This window comes from Brevundimonas sp. FV1ps31S, from assembly GCF_058681265.1.
Genome location: NZ_CM178735.1, coordinates 1,423,069 through 1,439,018, shown reverse-complemented (window position 1 = coordinate 1,439,018; position 15,950 = coordinate 1,423,069). Strand labels below are relative to the sequence as shown.

Sequence of the window (15,950 nt, the reverse complement as noted above, 5' to 3'; positions counted from 1 at the left end):
GGGTCGATGACGTACAACCCCGTTCAAAATAGCCAGTTACAGGAGGGGAGGCTCTTCCTGATCAGGCTTGGCGGCCGCCTTCTGGCGATTGTCGGGGTGTTCTTCGTCTTCAACCTGGTCCTGGCGGCAAACCAATCCACTCTGTCGCCTTCGACCCTTGCTGGGTTGACGACGGGCTTGGGCGCTGGACAGCTAATCTTCGGCAAGCGCCGCATTCGCGTGCCGTCCATGGTGTGGTTGGGCGTTGGGTCGGTGATGATCTTGCTCGCCGCCACGGCGTCATACAGCCTCGCTCAAGCGGCGTTCGGCGGAAACTGAACCCCCATCCGGACGCTTAATGGCCAATGGAAAACCGCCTCGGCTATTTCTTCTTCGAGACGCCTGACGTCGAGAAGGCCAAGGCCTTCTACGCCGCCCTGTTCGGCTGGACGTTCGACGCCGACTGGTCCAGGCCGACCTATGCCCATGTCCAGGCGGCCGGCGCCGAGGGCGAAACGGCCTTCGGCCTCGTCAAGGGCGAGAAGAAGGACTTCTCGCACCTGTTCTTTCAGGTGGCGGACGTGGATGCGGCGGCGAAACGGGTGACGGAACTGGGCGGACAGGCGGCGATCCCTTCGGACATGCCTTCGGGACGCAGCGTCGTGGTCCAGGACGACCAGGGCGTCAGCATCAGCCTGTGGTCGCCGCCCGCCTGATCCCGCTTGGCGGTCGCCGCCGACGCGCGCTAATCAGGGCGTATGTCAGATTTTCCCTTGAAAGACCGTATCGCCCTCGTCGTCGGGGCCTCGCGCGGCATTGGCTATGAGAGCGCCCTCGCGCTGGCCAGGGCCGGCTCACATGTGGTCGCCACGGCGCGAACACAGGGCGGGCTGGAAGAGCTGGACGACGCCATCTTCGCCGCAACCGGCAAGCACGCGACCCTGGTCCCGTTCGACCTGGTGGACGGGGGCGGGATCGACCGGCTGGGCGGGGCGATCTTCGAACGGTTCAAAAAACTGGACATCTGGGTCCAGGCGGCGGCGACCATGGGGCCGTCAGGCCTGACGCCGGTGGCCCATGCCGACCCGCGCGAGTTCGCCAAGGTCGAAAAGGTCAATTTCACCGCCGTCTACCGGCTGATCCGCTCGCTGGAGCCGCTGCTGCGCGCCTCGGACGCCGGGCGGGCGATCCATTTCACCTCAAGCGTGGCGACGACGCCCCGCGCCTTCTGGGGCATGTACGCCGCGACCAAGGCCGGGGCCGAGGCCCTGATGAAGGCCTGGGCGGACGAGGTGGAAAGCACCCCGATCCGCGTCAGCGTCGTCGACCCCGGCCGGATGCGCACTGCCATGAGGGCCCAGGCCTATCCGGGCGAGGATCCGCAGACCCTGCCCCACCCGTCCGAGATCGGCCCGCTGATGGTCGAGCTGGCGCGCGGGGACCTGACGCCGCCGCTGACGGTGCGTTTCCGCGACTGGCGGGACGCGCCGACGGCGGAGGCGCTGGTCTGATCAGCTCCAGGCGGTGTCCAGCGCCGGTTCCTGACGGAAGTCGAAGCTTCCGTCCGTCGAGACCGACAGGTCGCGCCAGGCGTTCAGCTCGCTGAGAAGGTCGGCGGCCTTGCCCTCGACCACGGCGACAGCGTCCGTGCCCGCCGACCAGCGGAGCGGCGGGTTTTCCGCATTCGCCAGGGTCACCAGGCCCTGGCCCAGCCTGACCGGATCGCCGGCCTGGTTCTGGTTGCGCGCCTCATAGAAGGCGCGAAGGGCGGCCGAGGCCTCGGCGTAGTCGGCGATGGGATTGTCGGTGAAGCGGACCGAGGTCGCATCGAGGAAATCGGTGCGGAAGAAGCCCGGCTCGACAATGGTCATGCGGACGCCGAACGGCCCGACCTCGGCGGCGACCGACTCGGTGAAGCCTTCGACGGCGAACTTGGACGCGCAATAGATCGAACCGCTCTCGCCGCCCATCAGGCCGCCGATCGACGAGATGTTGAACACATGGCCCGCGCGCTGGGCCCGCATGACCGGCAGGACGGCGCGGGTCATGTCGAACAGGCCGAAGACATTGGTGTCGAACTGGGTACGGGCGTCCTGGGGTCGGGTCTCCTCGAACAGGCCGAGATGGCCGTAGCCGGCGTTGTTGACCAGGACGTCGATGCGGCCGAATCGGGCCACGGCGGTCTCGACGGCGGCGGCGATCTGGGCCGCGTCGGTGACGTCCAGCGCCAGGGACAGCAAGGCGTCGCCGTCCTCGCCGAAGGTTTCGACGAGAGCTTCGCGGCGACGGCCGGTAGCGACGACACGGTCGCCGGCGTCCAGGGCGGCGCGGGCGATGGCGGCGCCGATGCCGCGCGCCGCGCCGGTGACGAACCAGGTCTTGGGGGTCGGGGTTGTCATGGAGGTCTCCTCTGTCTGACGGCGAGGAGAAAACGCCCGATCACCGGTGCGGCGTTAGGGCGATCCGGGCGATGTCTTGCACAATCCTGTCAAACCGGTCCCGACCGCTTGCGCGGGCGCGACGAGGCGCGTTGGATACATAGATGAGCCACTTGCCCGAAATGAGCGACATCGTCGCGCGCCATGCGCCGCCCGACCTGTCGCGCTCGGCCGTGCCGGGCCTGCGCCTGTATGGCAGCGACGCACCGACGCGGATGGTGTCGGTTAGCTATGATCCCATGCTGTGCCTGGTTGTCTCGGGCGCCAAACAGACGATCCTGGGCGAGACTGTCTATTCCTATCGGGCCGGCGACTGCCTGGTGGTGTCAGCGGAATTGCCGGTCTGCGGCAGCATCACCGAGACGCCGTATCGCGCCCTGAGCTTCGACCTGAACCCGGCGACGATCGCCGGCCTGATGGTGGAGGTCGGCGCGCCCGCCGCCTCGGACCAGCCGCCGCCGTCGGGCATCCATGTCACCCGGCTGGAAGACGAACTGCTGGAGCCGATGGCGCGCCTGCTGCGCCTGCTGGACCGGCCGCTCGAGATCGCCGTGATGACGCCGATGATCGAGCGGGAACTGATCTGGCGACTGCTGCACAGCCGGCACGCCGCTACGGTGCGCCAGATCGGCTCGGCCGAAAGCCGCCTGTCGGGCGTCAGCCGGGCCATCAACTGGATTCGCGCCCACTACGCCGAACCGATACGGCTGGAGGACCTCTCGGACCTGGCGGGGATGAGCCTGTCGACCTTCCACCGGCATTTCCGCACGGTGACGACCATGAGCCCTCTGCAGTTCCACAAACAGGTTCGCCTGCAGCAAGCCCGCGCCCGCCTGCTGAGTGGCGGCGATGGGGCGGCGGAGACCGGTTTCGCGGTCGGCTACGACAGCCCCTCCCAGTTCAGCCGCGAATACGCCCGCCTGTTCGGCCTGCCGCCCGGCCGGGACGCGGCGCGGATGCGCGAGACCCTGGCGGTCGAGGGGTTGGCCGGGATCCGAGCCGCCTAGGGCAGGTGCGCCAGCACCTTCAGCCAGCCTTCGGCCTGGGCCAGGTCGATGGCCTCGAACAGGGGGATGGCCAGAAGGAAGACCAGACCGTCGCGGATGGTGGTCAGGAAGAAGGACGGACGGATCGACAGTTCGGCCTCGTCGCGCCACAGGGCGAAATTGGGCAGGAAGCGCGGCGTGCGGGCCTTGTAGGCGGCGTAGGCGGCGCCGAAGGTCGCGCCCAGCCAGGCCTCTTCGCGGCGAACGGTCAGGTAGAAGACCGCCAGGGACGCGAGGGTGAACAGCACCGCCAAGGTCAGGCTGCCGCTCTGGGCGCCGATGCCGAAGGCGCCAAAGAAGCTGAAGATGTAGAGCGGATTGCGGCTGATCGAATACGGGCCGCGCGACACGATCTCGGCCTTCTTGCGCCCGCCGATATAGAGCGAACACCAGGCGCGGCCGACGATAGCGAAGACGATGGCGGCGAGACCCAGGGCCTCGATCCCTTCATGCAGCGGACTGTCGAGGCCAGTGGCGGACTGCGACACCATGGTCAGGCCGACCAGGGCCAGCAGGGCGATCAGGACGGCGCCCTTGCGCACCTTCTGAACCGCTTGAAGATCGAAAATCGGGGTGGTTGTCATGGGGCGCTCCTATCCTCGACGGATCAAGCGCCGCAGTGGGCCTTGCTGCAAGTCCTATGATTGCAAACGAATATCCTTATCGAAAAAGGACGCCATCGGAGGGAACTGTAGACATCCAGAACCCCCGTGCTTGCTCCGCACTCAGCCTGTACCAGACGCTGGATCTACCGGTTCGGGCAAGATCGGCGGGGTGGAGTCGACATAGGTCAGGAAGTTCCGCCAGATCACATGGGTGCGCTCGCGCGTCATCTGGATGCGACACTCCAGGGCCATGACTGTCCGGATCGTCCCGCCGCTCCAGTTGTCGTAGACGCCGTTGCAGACGATTTCGGCATAGGCGGTCCAGGCCGACTGGGCGTTGTCCAGATAGGCGCGTTGCGACGACGCAGCCCAGGTTCCCGCGGACGCCTCGTCTCGCGTCGCCGCCTGTCGGCGCGCCGCCGACAGATAGGTTTCCATCCTTTCGGTCTCCGCTTTCAGACGCTGGGCCGCGCAGGCGTTGACCTGCGGCGTCGTCACGGCTTGGGCGCAGTCCACAGACGTGTCCACAGGCTGGGTCAGCAGGATTGCGGCGATCAGAGCGAGCATGGCGAATCTCCGAGGCGGACCAGGACCCTAGCGCTCATCGACACCCTGCGCCATCGGCGTCAGCCGCTCCAGGATGTCCGCCAGTTCCTCGGGCCAGATCGTCTCGGTGGAGGCGCGGATCTGGTCGAGACTCCACCAGCGGTGCTCGGCCAGGACGCGCTGCTCCTCCTCGGTCCAACCGGTGGATGACAGATCAAAGGCTTCGGTGCGCAGCAGGAAGAACCGCTGGTCGACATCGGCCATCCGGCCGTCGGGCAGGCGGAAACTAACGCGGACGCGGGCGACCTGGGGGCCCGGATCGGCGACGATCAGACCCGTCTCCTCGAACAGTTCGCGGCGGGCGGCGTCCTCATAGGTCTCGCCCGGATCGCAGCCGCCGCCGGGAGTGGCCCAAAAGGCCGTGCCGGCGAGAGGCCCGTCGGAGAAGACAAAGTGAAAAAGCAGCACCCGCCCCAGCCCGTCCAGGATCAGCCAGCGCGCGGTCGGCCGATCGGGAAGGACGGGCGCGACCTCGCTCATGAGGTCACTTCTTGGCGCCGCCCTTCTGGCCGGTGCGGATACGGCCGGAGCGCGAGACCTGGCGGGCGCCGCCACGAGCGCCCTTCTGGACCGCCACCGACGAACCGGCCTTCTTGGACGCGCTGGACTTCAGCCCGCCCAAGACCTTGGGCTGGGCCTTGCGGGTCTTCTTCTGCTCCAGCGCCTTGCCGGGCAGTTTAGACAGGGCCTCTTCCTTCTCGGCCTTCTTGATCCGGCGCGGCGCGGTCTTGGCGTCGCCCTTGTAGCGTTCCGGCCCCGACTTGGCGCCGCCCTCGGCATAGGGGTTCACGCCGCTGGACTTGACGTTCAGGCGGATCGGCGTGCCCGGCAGGTCGAAGCTCTCGCGGATCGAGTTGACCAGATAGCGCTTGTAATGCTCGGGCATCGACTCGGCGCGGTTGGCCATCAGCACGAAGGTCGGCGGACGGGCCTTGGTCTGGGCGATATATTTCGGCTTGATCCGCTTGCCGTCCACGGCGGGGGGCGGATGCCGCTGGGTGGCCATGGACAGCCAGGTGTTCAGGTCCTTGGTCTTCACCTTGACCGACCAGGTGTCATAGGCCTTAAGCACCGCCGGCATCAGGCGTTCGACGCCCCGGCCCGAGTGCGAGGACAGGGCCACGAAGGGCGAGCCCTTCAGCTGCGGCAGCTTGTCCTCGGCCATGCCCTTCAACTTGACCATGCGGGCCTGGGGCTCGTCTTCCAGGTCCCATTTGGACGCAACATAGACCAGGGCGCGGCCTTCGCGCTCGACCAGGTCGGCCAGTTGCAGGTCCTGGGTGTCGAAGGCGTCGTCCTTGTCCATCATCAGGATGACGACTTCGGCAAAGGTGATGGCGCGGATGGTGTCGGCGACCGACAGCTTCTCCAGCTTCTCCTGCACCCGCGCCTTGCGCCGCATGCCGGCCGTATCGACCAGACGGATGTTCTTGCCCTCGAACTGCCAGTCGACCGAGATGGAGTCGCGGGTGATGCCCGCTTCCGGCCCGGTCAGCAGGCGGTCGTCGCCGATCAGACGGTTGATCAGGGTGGACTTGCCCGCGTTAGGGCGGCCGATCACGGCGATGCGGATCGGCTTGTCCGGCTCGTCGATCTCTTCGATGAAGATGTCTTCGGAGGCCGCGCGGATGGCCTTGTACAGGTCGGCCATGCCCTCGCCGTGCTCGGCCGAGATGGCGACCGGTTCGCCGAAGCCCAGGGCGTGCGCCTCGCCGACGCCGCCGCCGCTCTCGCGGCTTTCGGACTTGTTGGCCAGCAGGATGATCGGCTTGTGCACCTTGCGCAGACGCTCGGCGAAGATCCGGTCCAGCGAGGTGACGCCTTCGCGGGCGTCCATCATGAACATGACCAGTTCGGCGTCGTCCAGCGCCGCCTCGGTCTGCTCGCGCATCCGGGCTTCCAGGCTGTCGTCGGTGACATCCTCGTAGCCGGCCGTATCGATCAGCGTCAAATCCATGTCGCCGATATTGCCGTCGGCGTAGCGCCGGTCGCGGGTCACGCCGGGGCGATCATCGACAAGCGCGAGGCGCTTGCCGACGAGGCGGTTGAACAGTGTCGATTTGCCCACGTTGGGGCGGCCGACAATCGCGACCTTCAGAGCCATTTCGGCTTTCTAGCTTATTTCGGGCTGAAAATCAGCGGATGCAGATCAGCTGGCCGTTATCGGTCAGCACATACAGGGCGCCGTTATAGGCGGCGGGCGCGATATAGGCGGGCGCGCCGAGTTTCAGCGTAGTCTGGGCCTCGCCGGTCTTCGGATCGAAGGCCACAGCCTCGCCGTAGGAGTTGACCATCACCAACCGGTTCGAGGCCAGCAGCGGGCCCGACCATTGCGGCGTGATGGTGCGACGGCCGAAGCGCAGGAAGCCGCCAACCTTGCGGGCGCGGCCCTCGTTCAGTTCGCGGGTCCAGTAGATCTGGCCCGTGTCGCGATTGGCGGTGACCAGTTCCCCGGACTTGGAGACGACGAAGACCACGTCGCCGACTGGCAGGGGGGCGTTCACCCCGGTGATCGGCAGTTGCCACTTGGGCTGCCCCGACCGCAGATCCAGGGCCGACAGCACGCCCGAATGGCTGACGCCATAGACCATGCCGCGACTGATGACCGGCCGTCCGGCGACGTCGCGGACTTCCGACAGGGCGCTGGTGCGGCTGGTGCGCGACAGGGTCTGTTCCCACAGCGGCTGGCCGTTCAGGGCGCTGAGCGCGACCAGCTGGCCCGACGAGAAGGGCGCGACGACGGTGTTGCCGGTCACGGCCGGGCTTGAAGCGCGCATCACGCGGGCCGGCTCGGCGATGCCGCGATAGGTCCAGTCCTGGGCGCCGGTGTTGACGTCGAAGGCGAACAGCTGGCTGTCGACGTCGACGACGAAGACGTGAGCGCCAACGACAGTGGGGGCGCCGTGGATCGGGGAATCGACCGGCTGGCTCCAGACCACCGCGCCGGTGGCGGCGTCCAGGGCCGTCATGGAACGATAGCCGGACGAGACGAAGACCTTGCCGCCCGAGACGGCCACGCCGCCGCCGAAGCCGCCGTTGCGGTCACGGTCGGCGTCCTTGACGTCGGCCTTCCACAGGACAGCCCCCGTGTCGGCCGAGACCGCCGATACGGTAGACTCGCCGTCCAGAACGAAAATCCGGCCGTCGGCGGCGACGATCGGGGCCATGACGTTGCCGACCCGGGCCGAGCCGTCGCCGATGTCGCGCTTCCAGGCGATGCGGAAATCGGGGGCGGCGATCACATGCTCGACCAGGTTCTCAGACGTGCCCCCCGGCTGGGTCCAGGCCGTGGCGGCCTGGGGGCCCGGCAGGAAGAAGGTGCGGCCCGACAGGGCGGCCGACGGGGCCAGCTGCTGTTCGAACTCCAGCACCGAGATCCGGTCGCCGGCGGAGGCGGTTGCGCCGGGATCGTCCTTCTTGCCCAGGCCGAAGGGCAGGATGCGGCTGACTGTGCCGCACGAGGCCATGGTCGTGGCGACGCCGCAGATCAGCGCGACTTTCAGAACTCGGTTCATCTTGGGCGTCCTGTAAGGGGTCGTCACTGTTGGGTCGGCGCGACGGGAGTGGGCGCGTTGGCGGCGCCGGCGGCCGGCGGGGTCGCGTTCTTGGCCGCATCGACGATGTCTTTCAGCGCGCCGGCCGTGCCGGCGTCGATGGTGGCGACGGCGATGTTGGCGCGCTGACGCACGTCATCAGGGACGTCCTGCCCCAGTTGCAGCAGGACGAAGGCCTCACGGGCCTCCTTGGTCTTGCCATGCTGGAGACGCGCCAGGGCCAGGGCTTCCTGGGCGAAGGCGTGCAAGGGGCGGTCGTCCTCGGCCAGGGGCGTCAGACGGGCCTCGATGTCGGCCAGGGGCGCGGTGTCCATGACCAGGAAGGCGGCCTTCAGGGCGGGCGGGTCCGACAGGATCGGATCGCTGGAAGCCTTTGCGGCCTGGTCGAACAGGCGGACGGCGTCCGGAATCTTGTCGGCGGTTACGGCCAGACCGGCCTGCTGCTGTAGCGCCAGGACCTTGTAGGCGGCGTTGCCTTCCTTGACCGCTTCCTCGAACGACAGCCGGGCCTCGGCGGGCTTGTCGGCGCGCAGGGCCTCCATGCCGCGGTCATAGGCCTCGGCGGCCTTGCCGGCCTTGCTCGAGTTCAGGCTGTCCCAGCCCCACCAGCCCAAGGCGGCGACCAGGGCGACCACCAGGACCACGCCCACGACGGGCAGCCAGGTGCGGGCCAGGCGCTTGTACCGGTCGGAGCGAAGCTCCTCCTCGACCTGTTCGAAGACATCAACCACTGAAACGTCGCCCCAAAATCGCTAAAAGCAAACCGGCGCGGACCCTAGAAGGTCGGCTCCCCGCCCGCAACGTCGTTCCGTTACTGCGAAGCCGGCTTTTTCGAGAAGTAGGTCTCGACTTCGGCAGGAAAACGGCGGGTTTTCACATCATTGGCGAAAGCGGCGGCCGCGCGGTCGATCTCGGCGCGCAGATCGGCGTATTTGCGGACAAATTTCGGGGTCCAGTCGAACATCCCCAGCATGTCGTTGACCACCAGCACCTGGCCGTCACAGGCCGCCGAGGCGCCGATGCCGATGGTCGGCGCGTCAATGCTCTCGGTGATTTCCCGCGCCAGCGATTCGGCCACACCTTCGATGACGATGCAGAAGGCGCCCGCCTCGTCCGTGGCCTTTGCTTCCGCCATGACACGGTCCCGCTCAAAATCGGTGCGTCCCTTGGCCTTGAACCCGCCCTCAGCCAGAATCGCCTGAGGTCGCAACCCCACATGGCCCATGACCGGTATGCCCCGCTTGACCAGGAAGGCGACGATCTCGGCCAGTTCGACGCTGGTCTCCAGCTTGACCGCCTGGGCGCCGGTCTCCTTCATCACCCGCACGCAGTTGTCGTAGGCGGCCTCCTTGCCGCCCTCGTATGAACCGAAGGGCATGTCGACCACCACCAGAGCCCGACGCGAGCCCCGCACCACCGCCTGGCCGTGCAGGATCATCATCTCCAGCGTCACCCCGACCGTATTCGGCAGGCCATGAACCGCCATGCCCAGGCTGTCGCCGACCAGCAGCACGTCGCAGTGCGGATCCAGCAATCCCGCCATGGGAGCGTCATAGGCCGTCAGGCAGACGATCGGCTCGCCGCCCTTGCGGTTCGCGATATCGGGCACGGAGACGCGTTTGATCGTCTCCTGGGTATGAACGGACATCGAGGGGCCTCCTGACTTAAGTCCGGTCAGATAAGCCCCGCGATTCCGCAAGTCACCCTCACACGTCCTGAGACAGCTTCACCGCGCCGGCGGCCAGAAGGGCGACGACCGCCCCCGCCACGATCCAGAACGCCATCATGCCCGACCCGTCCATCAGGTCGAACGACCCCACGCCCAGACCGTCCAGGCCGGATTGGGCCGCGCCCTGGGCGGCGGCGGCGGCGGTGCGAACCCCTTGGGACAGGGTGGTCTCGTCGCTGGAGGAAAAGTTGAAATTAATCCCCTCGCGTACCGCCATGACCCCGCCCAGCAGGCCGGCGGCCGTAAGGGCCAGGGTGCGCCAACGTGATCGTTTCTCCATGCTGGCCTGGACGGTGGCCAGGAACAGGGCCTCGTCGGCCAGTCGAGGCGTCTGTGCGAACAGCCGCTCGATCATCGGATCGAATTCATCAGCCGACATCGGTCGACCTCCCGCCTGATGCCTGCGCCGGCTGAAGCCGGGCGCGGAGTTTATCCAGACCACGTTTGACATGTGACTTCACCGTGCCGAGCGGCAAATTCATGGCCGCAGCGATTTCCGGATGGGACATCCCCGCGCCGTGGCATAGGGACACACACACGCGCTCGGCCTGGCCGAGCGTCTTCAGGGCCTCATCGAGGTCCATGACCCCCGCTCGATCGACGATCACATCGGCCTCGTCGGCCTCGACCTCGGCGACATAGCGGGCTTCGTGGGCGACGCGCTTCAGATAGAGGCGCGCGGCGATCTTCTTGATCCAGCCGGCGAAGGTCCCCTGCCCCCGGAATTCCGAGCAGCGCTGGAACCCCTGCAGGAAGGCGTCCTGGGCCACGTCGTCGGCCAGGGACGGGGCGGCCCCCATCCGGCGCAGCAGGCCCCGGACCGCCGAGCCGTGCCGACGGACCAGTTCGCCGTACTCGCGCCGCCCGCCGGCCGCCGCCTGGGCGGCAAGCTCGACGTCGTGCTGGTCGCGTAATGACTTGCTCATGACGTCTCCCCCTCAGGCCGACGTCAGGCCTTGTTGGGGTTGAAGAGGCCCAGGATGATGAAGGCGACGCCGATGGCGGCGGGAATGCAGGCCAGGCCCAGAAGCGCGCCTTCGCCATTGAGGCCGCGGCCCGGACTGGCCGCCTCTACCGCCAGGGCCAGGCCAGCGACGCCCACGCCGGCCGCCAGGCTGAGCACGCCCCGGCGGATGTCCTTGGTGCGCGACGGCAGGTTCTTCTGCACGTCCTGGGTCATGGCTTCGATCAGTTCGGGCGGAAGGGTCTGGCCCTTGTCGACGGCGTGACGAACCGTCAGTTGCATTTCGCGGCGGTCACGGTTCTTGAGAAACGACGGACCGACGATGACGGCGACGATAGACGAGAAGATGATGAAGACGACGAGGATGGGTGTCAGGTCCATGGCAGGGCTCTTTCTTGATCTGATGCGGCAGCCTGATGCGGCGGCCTTCTGATCACAAGAGGCCGTGACGCGCGCCCACGGATGCGCGGACGCACATGAAATCTTGTTAAGGTCAGGCCGGCGGGGTCAGACGGCGCACGACCGTCATCGCAGTCCCCGCCGCCACGGCCGAGGCGGCGACCAGGATTGCTGCGGGATTCAGCGCCTCGGCGCCGGCCTGCAGGGCGGTCAGCACCGGCTGGAGTCCCCACAGGACGCTGGCGCCCACGATGGCCCAGGGCGCCGCGGCCGCGACCGAGGCGAAAGCGCGCCGGCGGGCGATCCGCTGCGCCACCGCCGCTTCGAACACAGGGTCGCGCAAGGCCGGCCGGGCTTCGGCCAACAGGGCGTGCAGCTTCTGTTCAGGCGTCATCGGAGCCTCCAAGCGAGTGCAGCAGGCGCGCCCGCCCCCGCGCAACATGCGACTTCACGGTGCCGAGAGGCAAATCCAGGGCCAAGGCGGCTTCTCCGTGCGACCAGCCGTCCGCCAGACACAGGGCGACGCAGGCGCGGACGTCGTGCGGCAGGTCGGCCATCGCATTGGCAAGGGCCATCCGATCCTCGGCCGAGACGCCCGAGGGGCCGTCCAGAGTCTCCAGCCAGGCGGCGTCGCGGGCGGCGCCGCGCACGGCGCCGCGCGTCCGGTCCTGCGCCCTCCGCCAGGCCACGCCCATCAACCAGGGCCGGAACTCGGCCTCGGACTTGAGCCCCGCCAGCGAGCGCCAGGCGATCAGGAAGACCTCCTGCGCCAGGTCGTCCGCCTCCGCCCACCCGCCCGACCGGCCGGTCATGCGACGCAGGAAGCCGCGCACCGCGCCCTGATGCCGCTGGACCAGGCGCGAGAAGGCCGCGTCGGAACCCGCGCGCGCCTGGCGCACGAATTCCGCGTCGATCGATGCGCTCACCGTCCCCCCTCCAGGCCCGGCGGTTCAGCGCGGGGTCCTTTGCTGCACCACCGCCGAGATCAGAGACCAGACCGCCACGGCCGCCATGGTGAAGGCCACCACCAGAAAAGCGCCGCTGTCGCCGTCCATCTTCAGCACGACGCCGGCGAAGGCGAAGCCGGCGGCCAGGACGGAGAACAGACCGAACAGGGACCAGTAATGGCCGCTGCCCTGGGGACGGCTGGATCCGCGCGTATCCCAGAAATCGACCTCTTCAGACGGACGCTGGACCATGTCGAGCAGCGCCTGCGGCGGCTCCTGACCGCGCTCCGCATAGGTCCGGATCAGGTCCAGGGTCGCCTTCTGCCCCCGATATCGGAAGAAGCCGCTCAGCCCGCCGCCGACGATCCACGCCAGCGGAAACAGCAGCCACCAGAAATCACGAAACAGACTTTCCATCTTTCATCTCCCCTTCGGAACGACCATCGCCCCGTGCTTTCAGAGGATAGTCGTCGCCGATCCGTCTGCTGGATGCGCCATCGATCAATATTTGTCGAACAGTGCGATCCGGACTCGACAGAGGGCCGCACAGGCGCGACCGTGGCGACCAGTTCGCTGGCTTAGGTGTCCCTGTTCCTTCACGCGAGGTCGCGATGCTGCTTCCACAACTTTCCGCCCTCGGCTGGTTCCACACGCTGGCGAGCCTGCCGGCTGTGCCTCTGGCGCTCTATCTGCTGATCCGTTACGGGCGCATCCCGCCGCAAACGGCGCTCGGCAAGGCGTTTCTGGCCTTCATGTTCGTCGGGGCCTTGTCTGGCGTGATGGTGATCAAGGATCCGCCCGGCGTCGCCATTTCGATCCTGAGCGTGGGATCGCTGATCGTCGGCGCGACCATCGGTTTCGTGAAACCCCTGGCGAAGCAACGGTGGTGGATCGAGACGACGGCGCTGAGCACCGCCGTCTTCACCCTGTTCCTGCCCAGCGTGACCGAAACCCTGACGCGCCTGCCTGCCGGACGTCCGATCGCCGAGAGCCCGCAGGCGCCGCTGGTCGTAGCCTTTCAGCTATCGCTGGTCGTCATCCTGATCGTGGGGGTGACGCTACAGCTGCTGTTCCTGAGGCGGCCGGTTCGGGCTACGGTGGCGGCCTGAAGCTGAAAGGATATCCCATCATGGCCCATGTCACCTATCGCATCGTCGAACACGACGGCGGCTGGGCGTACACGTCCGGGGGCACCTATTCCGAAACCTTCGCCACCCACGACGACGCCAAGGCGGCCGCCGTCCGCGCCGCGCGCGAGCAGAAAGTCCCTGACGAAAACGCGGCCATCGAATACGAGACCGCCGACGGCCGCTGGGTGACAGAAAACGCCGACGGGCACGATCGACCGATGACGGACGTCGAAGATTGAAGACGCGGCCGGCGGCGGCCGGTCTCAGGCGAAGGCGGCGGCGTAGTCATCTGGCTTGAAGCCGACCAGGCGACGGTCGCCGAGGTCCAGCACGGGCCGCTTGATCATAGACGGCTGAGCGAGCATCAGGCCGATCACCCTGTCGCGGTCAAGGTCCGACCTGTCCTGCTCAGGCAGTTTCCTGAAGGTGGTCCCTGCGCGGTTCAGGATCGTCTCCCAGCCGTATTCATCAACCCATCGTACCAAGCGGTCGGCGTCGACGCCGGCCTTCTTGTAGTCGTGGAAGGCGTAGGCGACGCCGTGCTGGTCAAGCCAGACCCGCGCCTTCTTGACCGTGTCGCAGTTGGGGATGCCGTAAAGGGTGGCGGTCATTTGCGGTCCTTTCCAGAGGAGCGCTTGCTGTGCCGATAGACAAACATCCTGACAAGGCTGGAAACACAATGTTCATCGGGCAGGCCTAGGACCCAACAGACCTACAATATCCGGTTCCGTACATGACTGTCTCCGCCCTTTTCAGACGTCTTCACGGGGCCATCCAGACCCGAGCGGCGCGCTCCGCCGTCTTGATGCTGGCGACCATGGCCGCGATGATGACGGCCATGGTCGTCGTGGTGAACGACAATCTGGCCACGATCGAAGCCGCCGACCGTTCGCTCAAGCATACGGCGGCGGTCGAGAGGGCTGCAGCTGATCTGCTGACCGCCACATTGGACCAGGAGACCGGCGTCCGGGGCTATGCCGAAAGCGGCGGCGATCGCGCCTTTCTGCAGCCGTATATGGCCGGCCAGCAGCAGTTCGCCGACGAATTGCTGATCCTGTCGCAGCTGACCCGCGACAATCCCTCGCAGATCGCCCGTCTGGACGAACTACGCCACGCCATGAACCGCTGGCGATCGATCTATGCAGGACCGCAACTGTCGCGGCCACAGGCCCATGTCGCAGATCCGGCCCTGGCCGAGCGCGGCCGGCTGGCGATGGAGGATCTGCGCCGCCTGTTGGACGATCTTCGCGAGGAAGAGGCCCTGTTAACGGTTGAACGCGAGGACAACCGCAACGCCGCCTATGCCACCGCGCGGGCGGCGATCGTCGGGGTCGGCCTGGCCGCGCTGGGCTTCGGCGGCGGCCTGGCGGTCTGGGCTGTGCGCGCCTCGGCGCGACGCGAGCGCGAAGCCCTGGCCTACGCCCGCAGCAAGGCCCAAACCCTGGCCATCGTCAGTCACGAGATCCGGACGCCACTGAACGGTATGTTGGGCATGTTGCAGGTCATGGCCAGCGAGCCGATCCCGGCCGCGCAAAAGCAAAGGCTGGAGGTGGCGCTGGAATCCGGCGAGACGCTGACGGCCCTGCTGAACGATCTGTTGGACGCCTCCAAGATCGATGCGGGCCGGCTTGAGCTTTCGGAAGCCGATTTCGACCTGACGCGACTGCTCGCGCGGATGAAGGCGGCGTTCGGCGAGGTGGCGTCCAGGAAAGGTGTCGCGCTGCGGATCGAGGTGGCGCCCGAGGCGGCGGGCGACTGGATCGGGGACAAGGTGCGTATCAGTCAAATCCTGGCCAATCTGATCTCCAATGCGGTGAAATTCACCGACACGGGGGAGGTGCTGCTGTTCGTCGAAGCATTGAACCCTGGCAAACCAAGCGCAGGCGGTCTGCGGATCGCGGTGCGCGACAGCGGCGTCGGCATGGACGCCGACACCCTGAGCCGTCTGTTCTCACCCTATGTGCAGGCCAGTGCGGAAACGTCGCACACCCATGGCGGGACCGGCCTGGGCCTGTCGATCTCGCGCTCGCTGGCGCGGATGATGGGCGGCGACATCACAGTGGCGAGCGAGCCCGGCCAGGGCTCGTGCTTCACCGTCGAGCTTCCTCTGGCGCGCGGCAAGCCGAAGGCGGCGACCGAGGGGGACAGCCTGTCCAGCCTGGCCAACCTGCAGATCCTGGCGGCCGACGACAATGCGGTGAACCGGCAGGTGCTGTCGGCCATCCTGCCGAACCTGGGCATGGCCGCCACCGTGGTGGCCGACGGCGAGCAGGCGGTGGCCGCCTGGCGGGACGGCGATTACGACCTGGTGCTGCTGGATCTGCGAATGCCGGTCTGCGATGGGTTCGAGGCCGCACGGCGCATCCGCGCAGAAGAGGCGCCGGGGCGCCGCACGCCGCTGGTGCTGCTGTCGGGCGACGTATCCGCAGCCGTGCGGCAGCAGGGTCTAGAGGCAGGGCTGGACGGTTTCGTCGCCAAGCCGCTGGAAATCCACGCCCTGATCGAGGCCATCACCGCCGCCCTGCCCCCGGCCCGGCCCATGGCGGCCTGAAC

General features: G+C 67.4%; 22 protein-coding genes. 7 read left to right on the top strand and 15 right to left on the bottom strand.

The annotated features are described in order from the left end of the window. Nucleotides 1–6 precede the first annotated feature (6 nt). Genes ACVPT3_RS06715 through ACVPT3_RS06705 form a run of 3 tightly spaced genes read left to right on the top strand, consistent with a single transcriptional unit; the run spans nucleotide 7 to nucleotide 1,490 of the window. Nucleotides 7–318 carry a hypothetical protein gene (locus tag ACVPT3_RS06715; RefSeq protein ID WP_492043384.1) on the top strand — a complete coding sequence of 104 codons (312 nt, stop codon included), beginning with the start codon at nucleotides 7–9 and terminating at the stop codon, nucleotides 316–318. 26 nt (nucleotides 319–344) lie between these two features. Then, nucleotides 345–695, top strand: coding sequence for a VOC family protein (locus ACVPT3_RS06710; protein ID WP_492043383.1), 351 nt, complete (start codon nucleotides 345–347; stop codon nucleotides 693–695). Nucleotides 696–737: 42 nt separating this feature from the next. Further along, on the top strand, nucleotides 738–1,490 hold the full coding sequence (locus ACVPT3_RS06705) for an SDR family NAD(P)-dependent oxidoreductase (protein WP_492043382.1): 753 nt from the start codon (nucleotides 738–740) through the stop codon (nucleotides 1,488–1,490). Here the strand turns inward: ACVPT3_RS06705 and ACVPT3_RS06700 are convergent, their stop codons facing one another. Further along, nucleotides 1,491–2,378: an oxidoreductase gene (locus ACVPT3_RS06700; RefSeq protein ID WP_492043381.1), complete on the bottom strand. Its 888-nt coding sequence runs from the start codon at nucleotides 2,376–2,378 to the stop codon at nucleotides 1,491–1,493. It abuts the gene before it with no gap. A 143-nt stretch (nucleotides 2,379–2,521) separates the two neighbouring features. On the opposite strand from ACVPT3_RS06700, the gene ACVPT3_RS06695 reads away from it, so the two are divergent. Beyond that, on the top strand, nucleotides 2,522–3,424 hold the full coding sequence (locus ACVPT3_RS06695) for an AraC family transcriptional regulator (protein WP_492043380.1): 903 nt from the start codon (nucleotides 2,522–2,524) through the stop codon (nucleotides 3,422–3,424). Here ACVPT3_RS06695 and ACVPT3_RS06690 read toward each other — a convergent pair. From ACVPT3_RS06690 to ACVPT3_RS06630, 13 genes are all read right to left on the bottom strand, one after another. After that, nucleotides 3,421–4,047, bottom strand: coding sequence for a methyltransferase family protein (locus ACVPT3_RS06690; RefSeq protein ID WP_492043379.1), 627 nt, complete (start codon nucleotides 4,045–4,047; stop codon nucleotides 3,421–3,423). The genes ACVPT3_RS06695 and ACVPT3_RS06690 overlap by 4 nt on opposite strands. 141 nt (nucleotides 4,048–4,188) lie before the next feature. Then, nucleotides 4,189–4,635, bottom strand: coding sequence for a lysozyme inhibitor LprI family protein (locus ACVPT3_RS06685; RefSeq protein WP_492043378.1), 447 nt, complete (start codon nucleotides 4,633–4,635; stop codon nucleotides 4,189–4,191). A 27-nt stretch (nucleotides 4,636–4,662) separates the two neighbouring features. Next, nucleotides 4,663–5,154, bottom strand: coding sequence for an NUDIX hydrolase (locus ACVPT3_RS06680; protein WP_492043377.1), 492 nt, complete (start codon nucleotides 5,152–5,154; stop codon nucleotides 4,663–4,665). Between the two features lie 4 nt (nucleotides 5,155–5,158). Continuing rightward, nucleotides 5,159–6,778: a ribosome biogenesis GTPase Der gene (gene der, locus ACVPT3_RS06675; RefSeq protein WP_492043376.1), complete on the bottom strand. Its 1,620-nt coding sequence runs from the start codon at nucleotides 6,776–6,778 to the stop codon at nucleotides 5,159–5,161. Between the two features lie 31 nt (nucleotides 6,779–6,809). Further along, nucleotides 6,810–8,189, bottom strand: coding sequence for a PQQ-binding-like beta-propeller repeat protein (locus ACVPT3_RS06670; protein WP_492043375.1), 1,380 nt, complete (start codon nucleotides 8,187–8,189; stop codon nucleotides 6,810–6,812). Nucleotides 8,190–8,212: 23 nt separating this feature from the next. Further along, complete coding sequence (locus ACVPT3_RS06665; RefSeq protein WP_492043374.1) at nucleotides 8,213–8,959, bottom strand: tetratricopeptide repeat protein; 747 nt, start codon at nucleotides 8,957–8,959, stop codon at nucleotides 8,213–8,215. Nucleotides 8,960–9,039: 80 nt separating this feature from the next. Next, nucleotides 9,040–9,876: a 3-methyl-2-oxobutanoate hydroxymethyltransferase gene (gene panB / locus ACVPT3_RS06660; RefSeq protein ID WP_492043373.1), complete on the bottom strand. Its 837-nt coding sequence runs from the start codon at nucleotides 9,874–9,876 to the stop codon at nucleotides 9,040–9,042. Nucleotides 9,877–9,934: 58 nt separating this feature from the next. Further along, nucleotides 9,935–10,336 carry a hypothetical protein gene (locus tag ACVPT3_RS06655; RefSeq protein WP_492043372.1) on the bottom strand — a complete coding sequence of 134 codons (402 nt, stop codon included), beginning with the start codon at nucleotides 10,334–10,336 and terminating at the stop codon, nucleotides 9,935–9,937. Beyond that, on the bottom strand, nucleotides 10,326–10,883 hold the full coding sequence (locus tag ACVPT3_RS06650; protein WP_492043371.1) for an RNA polymerase sigma factor: 558 nt from the start codon (nucleotides 10,881–10,883) through the stop codon (nucleotides 10,326–10,328). The genes ACVPT3_RS06655 and ACVPT3_RS06650 overlap by 11 nt, the downstream gene beginning before the upstream one ends. Before the next feature lie 23 nt (nucleotides 10,884–10,906). Then, nucleotides 10,907–11,302, bottom strand: coding sequence for a DUF6249 domain-containing protein (locus tag ACVPT3_RS06645; RefSeq protein ID WP_492043370.1), 396 nt, complete (start codon nucleotides 11,300–11,302; stop codon nucleotides 10,907–10,909). A 112-nt stretch (nucleotides 11,303–11,414) separates the two neighbouring features. Further along, nucleotides 11,415–11,714 (bottom strand): hypothetical protein, encoded by a 300-nt coding sequence (locus ACVPT3_RS06640; protein ID WP_492043369.1) that lies wholly within the window; start codon nucleotides 11,712–11,714, stop codon nucleotides 11,415–11,417. Next, a complete protein-coding gene (locus ACVPT3_RS06635) occupies nucleotides 11,704–12,246 on the bottom strand; it encodes an RNA polymerase sigma factor (RefSeq protein WP_492043368.1) in 543 nt (180 codons plus the stop codon). The genes ACVPT3_RS06640 and ACVPT3_RS06635 overlap by 11 nt, the downstream gene beginning before the upstream one ends. 24 nt (nucleotides 12,247–12,270) lie before the next feature. Next, nucleotides 12,271–12,684, bottom strand: a complete 414-nt coding sequence (locus ACVPT3_RS06630) for a hypothetical protein (protein ID WP_492043367.1) — start codon at nucleotides 12,682–12,684, stop codon at nucleotides 12,271–12,273. 194 nt (nucleotides 12,685–12,878) lie between these two features. On the opposite strand from ACVPT3_RS06630, the gene ACVPT3_RS06625 reads away from it, so the two are divergent. Continuing rightward, on the top strand, nucleotides 12,879–13,376 hold the full coding sequence (locus ACVPT3_RS06625; protein WP_492043366.1) for a hypothetical protein: 498 nt from the start codon (nucleotides 12,879–12,881) through the stop codon (nucleotides 13,374–13,376). A gap of 20 nt (nucleotides 13,377–13,396) precedes the next feature. Continuing rightward, entirely contained in the window at nucleotides 13,397–13,636 is a 240-nt protein-coding gene (locus ACVPT3_RS06620; RefSeq protein WP_492043365.1) for a DUF2188 domain-containing protein, read from the top strand. A 24-nt stretch (nucleotides 13,637–13,660) separates the two neighbouring features. Here ACVPT3_RS06620 and ACVPT3_RS06615 read toward each other — a convergent pair whose 3' ends face one another. Further along, nucleotides 13,661–14,008, bottom strand: coding sequence for an ArsC family reductase (locus ACVPT3_RS06615; protein WP_492043364.1), 348 nt, complete (start codon nucleotides 14,006–14,008; stop codon nucleotides 13,661–13,663). A gap of 122 nt (nucleotides 14,009–14,130) precedes the next feature. Between ACVPT3_RS06615 and ACVPT3_RS06610 the strand changes: the two genes are divergently transcribed. Next, nucleotides 14,131–15,948 carry an ATP-binding protein gene (locus ACVPT3_RS06610; protein WP_492043363.1) on the top strand — a complete coding sequence of 606 codons (1,818 nt, stop codon included), beginning with the start codon at nucleotides 14,131–14,133 and terminating at the stop codon, nucleotides 15,946–15,948. The last annotated feature ends 2 nt before the right edge of the window (nucleotides 15,949–15,950 follow it).

Bases quoted from the DNA above. Each gene is read 5' to 3' on its own strand.
- ACVPT3_RS06650 (WP_492043371.1), bottom strand. From the start codon at position 10,883: ATGAGCAAGTCATTACGCGACCAGCACGACGTCGAGCTTGCCGCCCAG.
- ACVPT3_RS06640 (WP_492043369.1), bottom strand. From the start codon at position 11,714: ATGACGCCTGAACAGAAGCTGCACGCCCTGTTGGCCGAAGCCCGGCCG.
- ACVPT3_RS06715 (WP_492043384.1), top strand. From the start codon at position 7: ATGACGTACAACCCCGTTCAAAATAGCCAGTTACAGGAGGGGAGGCTC.
- ACVPT3_RS06710 (WP_492043383.1), top strand. From the start codon at position 345: ATGGAAAACCGCCTCGGCTATTTCTTCTTCGAGACGCCTGACGTCGAG.
- ACVPT3_RS06700 (WP_492043381.1), bottom strand. From the start codon at position 2,378: ATGACAACCCCGACCCCCAAGACCTGGTTCGTCACCGGCGCGGCGCGC.
- ACVPT3_RS06705 (WP_492043382.1), top strand. From the start codon at position 738: ATGTCAGATTTTCCCTTGAAAGACCGTATCGCCCTCGTCGTCGGGGCC.
- ACVPT3_RS06655 (WP_492043372.1), bottom strand. From the start codon at position 10,336: ATGTCGGCTGATGAATTCGATCCGATGATCGAGCGGCTGTTCGCACAG.
- ACVPT3_RS06695 (WP_492043380.1), top strand. From the start codon at position 2,522: ATGAGCCACTTGCCCGAAATGAGCGACATCGTCGCGCGCCATGCGCCG.
- ACVPT3_RS06685 (WP_492043378.1), bottom strand. From the start codon at position 4,635: ATGCTCGCTCTGATCGCCGCAATCCTGCTGACCCAGCCTGTGGACACG.
- ACVPT3_RS06645 (WP_492043370.1), bottom strand. From the start codon at position 11,302: ATGGACCTGACACCCATCCTCGTCGTCTTCATCATCTTCTCGTCTATC.
- ACVPT3_RS06625 (WP_492043366.1), top strand. From the start codon at position 12,879: ATGCTGCTTCCACAACTTTCCGCCCTCGGCTGGTTCCACACGCTGGCG.
- ACVPT3_RS06680 (WP_492043377.1), bottom strand. From the start codon at position 5,154: ATGAGCGAGGTCGCGCCCGTCCTTCCCGATCGGCCGACCGCGCGCTGG.
- ACVPT3_RS06630 (WP_492043367.1), bottom strand. From the start codon at position 12,684: ATGGAAAGTCTGTTTCGTGATTTCTGGTGGCTGCTGTTTCCGCTGGCG.
- ACVPT3_RS06620 (WP_492043365.1), top strand. From the start codon at position 13,397: ATGGCCCATGTCACCTATCGCATCGTCGAACACGACGGCGGCTGGGCG.
- ACVPT3_RS06670 (WP_492043375.1), bottom strand. From the start codon at position 8,189: ATGAACCGAGTTCTGAAAGTCGCGCTGATCTGCGGCGTCGCCACGACC.
- ACVPT3_RS06615 (WP_492043364.1), bottom strand. From the start codon at position 14,008: ATGACCGCCACCCTTTACGGCATCCCCAACTGCGACACGGTCAAGAAG.
- der (WP_492043376.1), bottom strand. From the start codon at position 6,778: ATGGCTCTGAAGGTCGCGATTGTCGGCCGCCCCAACGTGGGCAAATCG.
- ACVPT3_RS06690 (WP_492043379.1), bottom strand. From the start codon at position 4,047: ATGACAACCACCCCGATTTTCGATCTTCAAGCGGTTCAGAAGGTGCGC.
- ACVPT3_RS06610 (WP_492043363.1), top strand. From the start codon at position 14,131: ATGACTGTCTCCGCCCTTTTCAGACGTCTTCACGGGGCCATCCAGACC.
- panB (WP_492043373.1), bottom strand. From the start codon at position 9,876: ATGTCCGTTCATACCCAGGAGACGATCAAACGCGTCTCCGTGCCCGAT.